Source organism: Streptomyces sp. SYP-A7185 (genome assembly GCF_046103685.1).
GTDB lineage: Bacteria > Actinomycetota > Actinomycetes > Streptomycetales > Streptomycetaceae > Streptomyces.
Genome location: NZ_CP122310.1, coordinates 39164 through 51177, shown reverse-complemented (window position 1 = coordinate 51177; position 12014 = coordinate 39164). Strand labels below are relative to the sequence as shown.

Annotated in this window: 11 protein-coding genes and 2 pseudogenes; 7 read left to right on the top strand and 6 right to left on the bottom strand. The window is 67.4% G+C overall.

Annotated elements, in window-relative coordinates; genetic code table 11:
• Positions 1–365 precede the first annotated feature (365 nt).
• Positions 366–704 (top strand): hypothetical protein, encoded by a 339-nt coding sequence (locus tag QBL25_RS00255; RefSeq protein ID WP_409054900.1) that lies wholly within the window; start codon positions 366–368, stop codon positions 702–704.
• 504 nt (positions 705–1208) lie between these two features.
• On the opposite strand, the gene QBL25_RS00250 is transcribed toward QBL25_RS00255, so the two are convergent.
• Together QBL25_RS00250 and QBL25_RS00245 are read right to left on the bottom strand one after the other, a co-directional pair.
• The gene (locus tag QBL25_RS00250; RefSeq protein WP_409054899.1) at positions 1209–1553 is read right to left on the bottom strand and encodes a DoxX family protein; all 345 of its coding nucleotides are present in this window, start codon (positions 1551–1553) and stop codon (positions 1209–1211) included.
• Positions 1554–1558: 5 nt separating this feature from the next.
• Positions 1559–1855 (bottom strand): hypothetical protein, encoded by a 297-nt coding sequence (locus QBL25_RS00245; protein WP_409054898.1) that lies wholly within the window; start codon positions 1853–1855, stop codon positions 1559–1561.
• A gap of 83 nt (positions 1856–1938) precedes the next feature.
• Here QBL25_RS00245 and QBL25_RS00240 point away from each other — a divergent pair, with 83 nt between their 5' ends.
• The 5 genes from QBL25_RS00240 (at position 1939) to QBL25_RS00220 (ending at position 6917) form a co-directional block, all read left to right on the top strand.
• Complete coding sequence (locus QBL25_RS00240) at positions 1939–2871, top strand: sigma-70 family RNA polymerase sigma factor (protein ID WP_409054897.1); 933 nt, start codon at positions 1939–1941, stop codon at positions 2869–2871.
• Positions 2872–4633: 1762 nt separating this feature from the next.
• Positions 4634–4993: a helix-turn-helix domain-containing protein gene (locus QBL25_RS00235; RefSeq protein WP_409054896.1), complete on the top strand. Its 360-nt coding sequence runs from the start codon at positions 4634–4636 to the stop codon at positions 4991–4993.
• 133 nt (positions 4994–5126) lie between these two features.
• Positions 5127–5645, top strand: a complete 519-nt coding sequence (locus QBL25_RS00230; RefSeq protein ID WP_409062498.1) for a DUF6192 family protein — start codon at positions 5127–5129, stop codon at positions 5643–5645.
• Positions 5536–6153 (top strand): hypothetical protein, encoded by a 618-nt coding sequence (locus QBL25_RS00225; protein ID WP_409054895.1) that lies wholly within the window; start codon positions 5536–5538, stop codon positions 6151–6153. Before QBL25_RS00230 ends, QBL25_RS00225 begins: the two co-directional genes overlap by 110 nt.
• Positions 6154–6452: 299 nt before the next feature.
• Positions 6453–6917 carry a hypothetical protein gene (locus QBL25_RS00220; protein WP_409054894.1) on the top strand — a complete coding sequence of 155 codons (465 nt, stop codon included), beginning with the start codon at positions 6453–6455 and terminating at the stop codon, positions 6915–6917.
• A gap of 98 nt (positions 6918–7015) precedes the next feature.
• Here the strand turns inward: QBL25_RS00220 and QBL25_RS00215 are convergent.
• The 3 genes and pseudogenes from QBL25_RS00215 to gvpK all read right to left on the bottom strand — a co-directional run.
• Positions 7016–7474, bottom strand: a pseudogene (locus tag QBL25_RS00215) (IS5/IS1182 family transposase); the annotation flags it as partial.
• A 321-nt stretch (positions 7475–7795) separates the two neighbouring features.
• On the bottom strand, positions 7796–8077 hold the full coding sequence (locus QBL25_RS00210; RefSeq protein WP_409054893.1) for a DUF5133 domain-containing protein: 282 nt from the start codon (positions 8075–8077) through the stop codon (positions 7796–7798).
• 461 nt (positions 8078–8538) lie between these two features.
• Positions 8539–8703, bottom strand: a pseudogene (gene gvpK, locus QBL25_RS00205) (gas vesicle protein GvpK); the annotation flags it as partial.
• Positions 8704–8744: 41 nt separating this feature from the next.
• Here gvpK and QBL25_RS00200 point away from each other — a divergent pair.
• Positions 8745–9380, top strand: coding sequence for a hypothetical protein (locus QBL25_RS00200; protein WP_409054892.1), 636 nt, complete (start codon positions 8745–8747; stop codon positions 9378–9380).
• A gap of 1106 nt (positions 9381–10486) precedes the next feature.
• Here QBL25_RS00200 and QBL25_RS00195 read toward each other — a convergent pair.
• Positions 10487–11746, bottom strand: coding sequence for a serine hydrolase domain-containing protein (locus tag QBL25_RS00195; RefSeq protein WP_409054891.1), 1260 nt, complete (start codon positions 11744–11746; stop codon positions 10487–10489).
• Positions 11747–12014: the final 268 nt, after the last annotated feature.

Here is a 12014-nt window from a genome sequence, read left to right as displayed (position 1 = left end):
CACTGGGATCGGCCGCCTGCCGACCAGCGCTTATCGTTCGTTACGGCAGATTTCTGAGTATTCGATCCCACCCCAAGATCGCCCGACGTACTGCAGACGGCGAAGGCGAGTAGCTGCTGCACCACACCTGTTGCATCCGCTGCAGGGCTCGCGGCCGCTCCTGAGGTGCGAAAACTCCATCCGCACACTCCGGGCCGGAGAAACATCGGTCGCGGTCGCTCAGCGCCTGCGTGGCCTGCCGTTTTCAAGGTGGCGTCGGGAAGGACGGTCAGGCCTGGGCCTCTGCGCCGGTCGGGGCGCTGAGGGGGCATGCGAAAAACCTTCCCCTCAGTGGCCAGCCACTGAGGGGAAGTGGATGCCTGACTATGACGATCAGCGAACGCCGCAACCCCGCCAGCTACCAGGTCGCCCTGGTGTGCGCGGCGCTCAGCTCGAGCCGCGGCCACGCCGACGCCGACCAGGCCGCCACCGGGGCGGGCCTGCGGCCCCTGGCCCTTGCCGCATTGCGCGAGACCGTCCGGGAAGCCCTCCAGCGCCCGGTCGACTTCAGGGACGTCACCGGCAGCCCGGACGCCGTCATCGGCGGCAACGACATCAGGCAGGCCGTGTTCGACGCCGTCAGCGAACGCCGCCCCCTGGTCGGGCTCGGCGCACGCGGCCGTCCGGTCGTGATGGTGCCGCAACCCGTTGAGGTGCCGGCGTGAGTGCCCACAACAGCCAGAGCGCCGGGGCGCGCGAGATCGCGTTCGCCCCGGGCGTGCCCGACAACCTGAAATGGCGCAGGGGCACCGGCTCCTTCCACCGGGCGGCCTGATCGTGCACACCGGCTGGTCCGCCCGCTGGAGGGCGCACCGAACGAGCGCAGCCAACACCCGCCCACGAGGGCAGCTGCGTCCAGTGCTGGCACATCTCCACATCCGACGGGCGCCGCGTGGGCCACTTGCCGTACCTGCGGCGCCCGGACGCGACTTGGGCTGCGGCACGCATCACGGTCAGCCTGCCCGGCGGGCTTTGGCCCGCCGACGCCGACACCGCGGAGCTGCTGCCGCGCGTCAGGTCGAGTTTCATCAGGTCGCGGAGTGTGGGCCGTTGGTTCTTGAAGGTGTGCAGGACGTAGTGCATCAGGGCGTCGGCGATGAGGTGCTGGCGCTCTGTCAGAGGGGGGCGGCTCCGGCGGGCCAGTTGAGGTGGGGGCGCGTTGGCGTGGGTCATAGTTTGCCGATGAAGAAGCTGGAGCTGGCGACTGCGAGGAGCAGGTAGCCGCCCGGGAAGGCGATGTTGTGGACGACACATGCGCGGATGTGAGCTAGGACCGCACCGATGAAGAAGGCCGTCAAGCCGACTCCTGCCGCCAGGCCCAGCCAGTGGACCCCCAGAAGGCCGACGAGCAGGCCGACAGCGCCCGCGAGTTTGAGGGTTGCCAGGTACGGCAACGCGGCCGGCTGGAGCCGGATCGCTGCGGAGTTCGCCAGTACGAACGGCGCCCGCAGGTAGTCCGCGATCGCCATGAACCCGTTCGCGACGACACACCCGACAGTGGCGATGATCAGCACGGAGCTCACGGGTTGTACGACCCCACGACGACGAAAGGCTCTGGCGGCACCGGCGCCCCCGCCGCTCGGCTGATGAGTTCTCGCAGCTCAGCGGCTTGCGGCAGTGTCAGCAGCGGATTCGCTTGCGCCTCCTCCATCTCAAGGGCCAGGATGAAGTCCGTCCCAGACTTGCTGGAGTACGCCGTATAGAGCACGCCCTGGGGTGATGCCGTCTGCAGGGCGGCGAACACCTTCGCAAGTTGCGACCGGACCTCGGCAGCTGTGTCACTGTTGGTGCGGAACCGCACCATCTGTAGGCTCATGGCGTTGCCATCTCCTCGGGATGCGAACAGGAATGGGTTGAACCGACCGTCCTGACGTCCGCCAGCCCGAAAAGGTGACACCCATGCCTGTCACGGTCGAAGAATTCGAGACCGCACGACCGCATCTACTGTCGGCTGCCCACCGCATGCTCGGCTCGGCTCATGACGCCCAAGACGCCGTCCAAACCGTATGGTTGCGGGCCATGACCGCCCGTTCCTCGTCACCGATCGAGAACGCGTCAGCCTGGCTCACGACCGTCACCGCCAGGGTCTGCTTCGACGAGCTGCGTGCCCGACGCCGTCGCAATGAAGCGCCGCTGCTCGCGGACGCCATCTCGGCCGTAGAACTGGCTGCAGACGAAGCAATCCTCCGCACGCAGGACGTCTCTCGGGCGCTCATGGTCTTGTCGAATCAGTTGACCCCGCCTCAACGGGTTGCCTACGTCCTGCATGACCTGTTCTCCGTGCCGTTCGACCAGATTGCCCTTGTGCTGGGCGGGACAGTGCCCGGTGCCAAGAAGCACGCCAGCAGGGCCAGACAACGCCTCGACAGCGCCCAGCCCTCCTCAGAGCAGGACGGTCGACCAGACCAGCAGATCGTTGAAGCCTTCCTGACCGCGGCCCAAACCGGGGATACACGCAGGATGATCCAGCTGCTGGCGCCCGACAGTGTCCGCGACGCCGACGCGGCCCTCCTGCCTCGCGGAGCCCGCACCGCCGTCATCGGTGCTGTCGACATCGCCACCGAGACCGCGCACTTCCGTGATCGCATTCAGGCAGCGTGCAGGCTCACCCTCGACAACAAACCGGTGTACCTCATCGCCCCGGGCGGACACCCTCTCGCCACGATCGAGATCAGCACGGCCAATCAGAAGGTCACGCGTATCACGCTGCGATCGGTCCAGGTCGACGACCGCTTCGAGGCCGCCCCACCGTCATCAACCTCCCGACCCGCAACACCTGGTTGGAGAACGGCGCCGCTCAGGGCCGTCGAGTGTCGACTCCCATCGCCTTGATCACTCGCTGGTGTTGGTGGTACGAGCCGGCCGCAGGCGGCCCCTGATACGCCCGAGCGTTTGAGCTCCCGCGGAGACCGGGGCTCGTGTAGGCGAGCTGGTGCCGCGCACCGTTGCCGAGGTGTCGGCCCGGCGGTTACGGGCTCATCTCCCACCGGCTGTGCACGGAAGACTGCACAGCCGCTATGGGCCCAGACGATGTCGTCGAGGCTGTGGCTCCGGCTGCGGGACTGCCCCTGCCAGGTGCGAGGTGCCGGCGGGGGAGGGGCGTGTGCTGCATGCGGCTCGCGCCGCGGCAAGGGGCGCCGCTGATGAGCGGGGGTAGGCGGTGGTGCTGGCTCTGCGACGAGCCGATCAGACCGGGGCAGCCGACGATGACCTTCCTCAAGATCTCCATCTCGGTAGGCGGAGCGCCCATCACCCTGCACGCGAGGTGGGCAAAGCGGGGGGATGCCTCCACCGCATGCAGCGATAGCCCCCGCCCCGTGGCTGCCTCGCAACAGCCGCGGTAGGGGAGAGCCCCGGGGCGTGGGTGGAGGAGGGCGCCAAGGATCTGCTGATCCAGAGGCATACGGTCGAGGAGCGGACGTGCGCCATGTAGCTCCCACGCCGACCCCGCCAAGTCGGCAGTCCACTTGAAATGCGGCACTCATGGTGGGCGCTGCGGCGGGGGCAGCGGCCGTGGCCGGGAAGCTGAGACCTGCCGTGGCCCCCGGGCAGGGGGGATGCTGTGCGGGAGCTTCCTCCTGGTGGCTGCCGCGGGGGTCTGCCGCCCGAGGGGGCGGCGGGTACCGGAAGGACTGTGGGCGCCAGGGCGGGTTCTCCCTTGACGGCCGTCCGGAACGGGGGCGGCAGGACGTGCAGCCCCCTGGGGCGGCCCGCCTCGTGACACGGTGTCGGGTCTCCCTCCTCGTGCTGCCTCCCTCTCTCCGCGCCAACTCTCCTTCTGCGTTCGATGCCGAGTGTCTTCGTTTCGAATGAACGAAAATCTATGTTGGCTGGAGTAGACATTGGGATGTGGTGTGGTTATGGTTTCTCTCGTAGCCGAGATCAGCAGGGCCCGGCAGACACGAACTGCCGGGCAGTAGTACCCGCAGGAGCAGTTGCAGGACGGTGCGGTGGTGGAGTTGCGAAGCCAGAGCGGTTGCAGGACGGCGACGGGACTGACGACCGGACCGAGTGGCCCGCAGTGATCAGGGGGCTGCCACGAGCAGGACCGTAAGTGCAGTACAGGTAAGTGCAGTTCGCAGTATCAGCAGCGAAGTCAGAGCAGCACCTTGGTGAAGGCGTCGGCTGCGGGCGCGCGCACCGGGAGGTTCGGCAGTGGGGTTCCAAGCCAGAGCAGATGCAGGAGGGGCGACGGGGCTGGCTGTCGAAGAGTGGCGCTGTCACAGGCCACCAGGTGGTTCGCATCACGAGGAGTACGCAGAACAGCAGTATCGCCAGTAGGCAAGTGCGCGATCCCAAAGGGAAAGAACGGAGGACCGAGCGCCATCAGGATCGCCCGGACGGACGTCTGAGTCCGGGTACCGCAGGACATCGACAGTGAGGTGGTCTCCGGTCAAGCAACCGCGATCCCCGCAGCCCCGACGGCAGGTTGGTCGGGCAGGCGGAAACAAAGAGTCGGCGCAGATATAGGGCTGGCAGATGGTGCAGTAGTTCCTTCGGGGCCCTGGTGCGAGTACGGCACCAGGGCCCCTCCACGCGTTCCAAAGGTTCCAGGGGCTCCAGATGCTCCACGCGTGTTCCAGAAACAGGTGCTATGACAGCAGACGACACGTTCAACCGACTCGATGACGATGACTACCCCGCCTACACCATGGGCCGGGCCGCCGACATGCTGGGCACCACCCAGGGCTTCCTGCGCGCCCTCGACCAGGCCCGCCTGATCGCCCCGCTACGCTCGGCGGGCGGACACCGCCGCTACTCCCGCCACCAGCTGCGCATCGCCGCCCGCGCCCGCGAACTCGTCGACCAGGGCACCCCCGTCGAGGCCGCCTGCCGCATCGTGATCCTCGAAGACCGGCTCGAGGAAGCCCAGCGCACCAACGCCGGATATCGGAGCACCGCCGCAGCAACGGCCCCCCAGTCGCGTCTGGAGAGCGCCACCGAAGGCGGCTAGGCTTCCTGCTGCCTTTACCGGCGGTCCGGGGGCAGCCGGCCCGGGGCGCCGAACGCGGCGACGGCCGTGACTTCGCCGACCTCCTGGTCGCCGACCTCGCGGTCCGCGCGACGGCCGACGCAAAGGGCGTGCGCTGGTCCAACGTCGAACACTGCGACACACCCAGGGACCTCGCTCCTGCCACCGGCTGGGCCATGGGCAACGCGGGCATCATCCGCGAACTCCTGCGCCACGCCCGTGCCCAACCGCGACCCGCACTACGCCGTCTCGTTCCCGGACCAGCCCCCCACCGCTTGACTGCCCAGACTGGTGGTGTGCTCCAAAGCTGGCAGCCATCCACACGCTCGCGCAGGACCACCAGATCGCGGCGCAGATATCCGGTGATCTGCTGCGGCGCCCGACAGCGGCGGGCAGGTTCACCTCGGAGGTCAAGGTCTTTGTGGTGAAGGTGTTCACCCGGGACAGAGGTTCGGACACGGGCGCTACGGCGCAAGCGATAGTCCGCCCAGGTGCATTGTGCTGGGCCTGTCTACACTGCCGCCATGGGACTGGATCTGACGCTGTTCATGGCGGACTGGGAGCAGTTGAGCACCACCGCCGTCGAGCACCGGATCCAAGCACTGCACGACACGACCTGGCCGCGGGAGCTTGACGACGAGTACCAGAGGTACGCAGCAGGGGGCTGGTTGTGGCCCGTGGACCGGGAGGCTGCGTGGTGCGCCGAGTATGACTTCTTCACCACCACCGGCGCCTATCGCCCGCACGCTCGCGCGGGCGACGCATGGGCCGATATGCGGGTCCTCGTCGCTGCATCCTTCCGTGACGGGATGGACACCTTTCTCGATGGTCTGATCTGGGACGCGGATCCGGCCGACGACCCAGCGCTGACAGGCGGCGGAGGCTTCCTCCCGCCGGCCGCCGATGGCCGGAGGCCGCACGTCCTTCTCGTGTGCACGCCCGCGGGCGTGACCGCCAAGGCCCGTGCCTGGGAGCGGGTGAAATCCCACCTTGCCGAGCTGCGCGGGCCGTTCTTCGCCGAGTGCGAGGGCTGGGCAGGCCGCCCGGACACCTTCGAGGACTTCACCGCACTGCTGCACGAGTGGGGCGACGTGACCACGGAAGCCGCCCGCCGCAACTGGGGGCTGGTGGGGCTGCCCTAGCCAACCAGGGTGAGTGAACAGCTGCCCCAGCTCGCCCCGGAGCAGAGGCGGCGGACCTGCCTTCGACACGCCCCTGGCCAGCTGAGATCGGCCAGTTGAAGTCCAGACCATAGGCTCTAGGTGGTACCGATAGGCTCAGTCGTCGCGCGGAGGGAGCCTCGCGCACTTCGACTGTTCCTTTCAGGGGGATCATGCGTCACATCACCACGGCACCCGCGCTCGCAGCGGTCTGCTGCTTAAGCCTCGCCGCCTGTTCCGACAGCGGTGATAGCAGCGATCCACGGCCAAGTCCGCGCACCGTGCTCAAGCTGGGGCAGGGATCCGACACTGCGGGGGTCGACGGCAAAGGCACTGTGAAGATCACTGCAGACAGCGTCGCCTACGTGGAGAAAGCCGGCTCCTCCGCCCCGGAGCATGATCTCTTCGCCGTCATCAGGTACGACGCAGCGAATCGGTCCAAGACCCCGGTGACAAGCACGGCCGACACGGGTGGCTTCCGATGGAAGACATCCGACGGGCATACCGTCAAGGCGGGCAACACCACGGCTGCACGAGGGGTAACTTCCCTCGGATCCAGTAATGAAGGTGGAGCAACAGTGCCACCCAAGGTCTTTGTAACCGACACAGTCGCGTTCGACATCACCATGGCCCAGAAGGGAGCCACCCTCATCTACATCGACGGTGACGGCGTCACCTACCGATGGAGGATCCCTCCCACAAGTGCAGGATCTACGGCTTCCGCCCTGGAGTCCGACCTGCAGTAAATGCCCATCACCAGCGTCGCTGACGCGCGCTATGGGCTTCGCCCATTCTGCACGCTACAACGCCTCATTCGACTCGCCCGACACTGGCCCGCAGTCGCCGACTCGGCATCGATGATGACCTGCACATTCGCCGAGAACCGGTAGTTGCGCGAGGAGGCGGCAACCTTGCGGTCGCGGACCGGGATGGGCGTGCCGTCCACAACCGGCCAACCGGGGCCAACCGGCCAACCGCATCCGAAGGAGGCCCATCGGCTCCATCGTCAGCAGCGGACCCAGTTTCTGGATCACCCGGCAGACAGTCGCCGGCCTCCGAACAACGGCGCCAGCTGCCGCATCGTCAGATGCGCGCAGTGGTACACCGCTAACAGCAGCACCCGCTCGCCCAGTGGCAGACACCACGAACGCCCCATCCCGGTGCCGTTGCCGCCTCGCTCACGCACAACCTTCAGCAACCGCTCAAGGGCACCTATCCGCAGCCCAGTGAACGTCTCCACCCACAACGCCTCAGCCCGCAACGCCCCACGAGGAACTGCCCATTTCGCAGCTTTGTGCGACACCCTTTAGCTGGATGCTGGTATCAGTGGCTAGCTCATGAGCGAACGGTCGTGCTGCGTGACCTTGCCACCCAGGGGCCAGGCCATGCGAAGCGAGTCCACGACGACCGCCACCCGCGTGCGCACCCCTCCGTCCGCCCCTCGCATAGACCTACGAACCGATGCCGCGATACACCCGCGCCTACCTGGTGGCCGCGCTGGAAGCCGTGTTCACGATGCTGTCCGCGCTCTAGTGGGCTACTCGTCAGGCCATCAACGGCCAACGCCGGCCTGCCCGTGGCCCGGAGGCTCGGCGGGCGCAGGCGAATTATGTCCCTGCCGTGGTCAGGCGGCCTCGGTGACGTCGTCCTGTTTCTGGGCGGGCGAGAATGCCGGGCCGACACTTGACGTCACGGTCGGCAGGCCAGTGGCGGTGCTTTCCACGATGGCGTCCGCGACACGCATCGCCTCGAAGATGTTGGTGGTGCCCGTCATGGTGCAGAGCGTGTGGGCGCGGTCCTCTCGTGTACGGGCTGTCTCAAGCGTCGAATGACGCTCGTCATCAATGGCAGCGTCGGCGTATCGCGCCAATGCCCGTCGAAGTTCGGCAGGCGTGGGAAGCAGCACCGTCATCTCCTTGCACATCAGGAGCCTCTGTCAGTCAAGGCCTTTGTTGTGCCATGTGCCCCAAAATTGCGGTCTTACGGAAGAAATTCGGCCGTTCTCAAGCGGCTTTCGGCCCGCCCTCGCAAAAATCAAGGGGGGTCTGGACTATCTGACTCCGCTCACGGACCCATTTCTGGGTACACGCAGATCATGCGAACCCATCTGGCCGGTCTGGCTGCGTCCAGCTCCGCTCCTGTGCTGCTGGCTGTGATCATTTTCGGGCTGGTCAGCATCTACCTCGCGGGACGCAGGTGGACTCTTGCCGAGGGAGCGCCCACGGCCGGAAGGCCGGCGTGGAACTGCCGCGTTGACGCCGTTCCGTGCCACGACGTGCCTGCGGGGATTCGGTATCCCCGAATTCCTGAGAAGAGCCTCGATCCCGTGCCCTGCCGCCATCAGCGCGACAGCAGCGGTCCGAGCGGTCAGAGTTCGAAGTTGAGGTCCTCGGGGCCGAGGCCATAGCGCTCGCACGGTTCGGCCATCCGGTCCTCGAGCAGCCTCAAGGTGAGACCGATCCGCTCCTCCTGGTCCTCCGACAGATCCCTCGTGTCGTTGCGGCGTACAGCCTGACGTCCCATCACCGGCCGCCGTCGGCATACTCAGCCTCTTGTCACACCCTGCTGTTACGTTGGCGCGTGGATCTTGCTTCGACCTCTGGAGAAGGCGCATATACCACGAACGGCTCGCCGAGTTCTCCCGCGAGCGACTGGACGGCCGTCCGATACCCGGCGATCTGCGCGAGCTGTTGGTCGCGCAGTGGGAAGGCCGCACCGACTTCACTCACCTTCTCGACCTCGAATTCTTCGAGACGGGAGAGGTCCATCCGCTCCTGGACACCAGCTATCGCAGCGAGAAGGAACTCGCGGACCCGGAGTCGCAGGCCGTCGACGCCGGAGTCGCAAAGATGGCCAGGTACGTCAAGCTCGTGGCAAAGGGCGGAAAGGGGTGGATGGGCTACTGGCTGCACCCCGACGAACCCGCGGACCGTGCCTGGCCCCTCATAGAGCTGGACACGGAGTTCAGCTTCTGGGGTCTGGCCGGGCTCACCCTGACCGAGGGGGCCGCCGCCGCGCAGGCAAGCTACCAGGACGAGCCCGACGAGCGGATCGCGTTCACGCACCTGGCCGCCCGGCTCGCCGAGCTCGGGCTGCCGCCCAGCACCCGGGACTACGACGCCCTCGATGACACCGAGTACACGGTTGAGCCGGAGCAACTCATGAAGGAATTGGTCGAAGCCGAACGCGAGACACGCGGTCTTAACTGAGCAGGCAGACTGCAGCTCCTTGGGTGCCGCAAGGGGGGAGTTGGCAGATTATCTTCCCGACTGCGCCGCTTCCTTCGCGGGCTTTTTGCGCGTCGCCGAGCAGTGGAGCGCACCGCTGCCGTGTGTAGTGGGCAAAGGCGCGCAATGGCGCGAATGCCAAGCAGCGGCAGGATCCCGGGCACGCTTCGAGGCGATCCAGCGAAGAGGCTCGCAGCGCGCGTACGGCCCGCGCCCCCAGCACTGGGGGCGCGGGCCGTACGCGCGCAGGTCAGGTGCGCTCGTCCGCCGAGCGCACCGGGCTGCCGCCGACCGAGGTCGACGCCGTGGCGGACTCCTACGGCCTCGGCGCAGCTGGACGGCCTGAAGGCCGCGATCCTGGCCACCGGCTGCGTCGCCCTCGTCAGCTTCCTGGCCACTCCGCACCTGCCGACGGGGCGAGGGGATCGCCGGGCTGAATGCGGAGCAAGCCACCGGTGTCCAGAACCAGAGTCAGGACCGCGACCGGCCGGGCCGCGGGCCGCGGGGAGCACCGCGCCGAGCAGGTTCCTGACGGACCCAGCCGTAGCCTGCGGTGGGCTGGATCTCGTGCAGGCCGAACTCATCGAAGGCGAAGAGCGGGTGCGGGAAAACGGGCCACCCCTTCCTCACTTCGGTCCAGCTGTGCCTCTCGCTGGCCGGGCCGGAGGCTCCTTCCCTGTCTCGGGGTGCTGGAAGGTGAGGCCACGGCGGGCGAGCAGGCAGCGCAATGTTGCACGGTTGCTGCGGATGGATCGGTCGTGGACTTTCCGCACTTACGCGGCGAGCTTCCGCGGTGACCAGCAGGTGAAGCGCTGGCCGAGCTCGACTGGTCCGGTGGTGGCCGTCTGGATGACGAAGTGTGCGTGCTGACACATGAGTTGGCGGGGCCAGCATCCCGACCGGCGAGCGTCCAGGAAGGCCATGCCGATCTCGTGTAAGCGGCGTATCACATCGCACGGTGTCCTCGGCTGCCTGCACCCGCTGGCCGATCACCTGCGCCCGGTTCCCGCTGGCCGCGCCCACAGCATCGAGTGATGGCCGACTGGGCCGGCCGACCCGAGGGGTGGATCGGCCGGTCGCGCCGGATCTCAGTAGCGCTCGGGCAGGTCACGCTCGGCGGGCAGCGGTGCGTGGTCAGGGGCTGCGGAGGGCGCCGTGGAGCGGGCGGTCGAGGTGGTTGTAGGGCTCTTGCCGCAGAATGCGGCTTCCAGGGTGCCGCCCAGCGCGGTGTTCGCGGCGCCGTGGTTGGAGGTGTTGGCCAATGCCGAAAGGCTGCGGCTGCCGTCGCGGGTGGAGAATGCGTAGGTGTAATAGCCTTGGACGGTGCCAGTGTGGCCGTACACCTGGGTGCCGCATGTCAGATCGTAACGGCGCAGACCGAGACCGTAGAACCGGGTATTGGTGGTGTCCGTCGGCGTCACCGTGGTCATCGCCTCCAGCATCGCCGGGGACAGCAGTCGTCCACGCATGAGGGCGCTGGTGAAGGTGTTGAGGTCGGCGGGGCTGGAGATGACGGCGCCGGCGGACTGCGCCCAGGAAACGGTCTGCTCGGTGGAGTCGACGAGCGGCGCACCAGCCTCGTCGGGGTGCAGATAGCCGCGCACGTGTGCGCCCTTGATCCGGGTGTCCGGGTGGACGTATGCGGTTTTGCGCAGCCCCAGCGGCTTGATGATGCGTCGCTGGTAGGCGTCGGCCACCGACCCTCCGGTCAGTTTCTCGATCAGCATGCCGACGACGACGAAGTTGGCGTTGGAATACTTGTACGCGGCACCGGGCTCGGTGGTCCGAGGTTCGGCGAGGGAGAGGTCGACCAGCTCCTGGTAGCTGAACACCCGGTTTCGCACGGCCTCGAAGCCTGGCACGGTCTGGTTGAACATGGCGTCGGTGTAGTCGGCCAGGCCACTGCGGTGAGTGAGGAGATGACGGACCGTGATCCGGTCGTCAGGCAACAGCCCCTTGAGGTACGTGTTGACGGGCGCGTCCAGCTTCACCTGGTGCTCTTGGACCAGCTGGAGCAGCACCACGCTGGAGAACGTCTTGCTGACGCTGCCGATCCGGAACCGTGCCTGGGTGTCCATGGCCGCGCCGGAGTCCCGGTCGCGGACGCCGAAGGCCCTACCTCTGGCCCCGTCCGGGCCGGAGTAGCGGGCCATCGCGCCCGGCGCCCCGTTGGCCATGGCGGACTTGAGTGCGGCATCGATGCCGGCCATATCGGGCGCGGGCGTCTGGGTCTGGGTGGTGGTGGGGGCCGCAGACGCGCTGGTGGCGGGGGCGAGAGCACCGGCGAGGGCGGCGATCAAAGCGGCGCTTACGGTCAGACGTCGGTGTGACGACAGAGGCACGGTCATCCTCGGTTCTTGCTCGGCTGGATCAGGAAGGCACCACGATGGTGATCCACCGCAGGCGCCACCGAAGGAGAGTCCCGGACAGCCGGAGTGGTTCCCAGCACAAGTGGTACAGCATCCGGATGAACTGGTTCCGATGTCGGATGCGAGGGGCCGCTGAGAGAGTCTGACTGAGCGCTGCACTCGGGCCAATGCGCCCACCTCGGGTAGAGCTTGGCCGCGTCCGGTGCTGGGCCGTTACTTCCGGCTTGACCGGGCGCCGTCTTGACGC

Excerpts from the sequence above, each read along its gene's own strand:
- QBL25_RS00255 (WP_409054900.1), top strand. The coding sequence starts at position 366 with ATGACGATCAGCGAACGCCGCAACCCCGCCAGCTACCAGGTCGCCCTG.
- QBL25_RS00245 (WP_409054898.1), bottom strand. The coding sequence starts at position 1,855 with ATGAGCCTACAGATGGTGCGGTTCCGCACCAACAGTGACACAGCTGCC.
- QBL25_RS00240 (WP_409054897.1), top strand. The coding sequence starts at position 1,939 with ATGCCTGTCACGGTCGAAGAATTCGAGACCGCACGACCGCATCTACTG.
- QBL25_RS00235 (WP_409054896.1), top strand. The coding sequence starts at position 4,634 with ATGACAGCAGACGACACGTTCAACCGACTCGATGACGATGACTACCCC.
- QBL25_RS00225 (WP_409054895.1), top strand. The coding sequence starts at position 5,536 with ATGGGACTGGATCTGACGCTGTTCATGGCGGACTGGGAGCAGTTGAGC.
- QBL25_RS00195 (WP_409054891.1), bottom strand. The coding sequence starts at position 11,746 with ATGACCGTGCCTCTGTCGTCACACCGACGTCTGACCGTAAGCGCCGCT.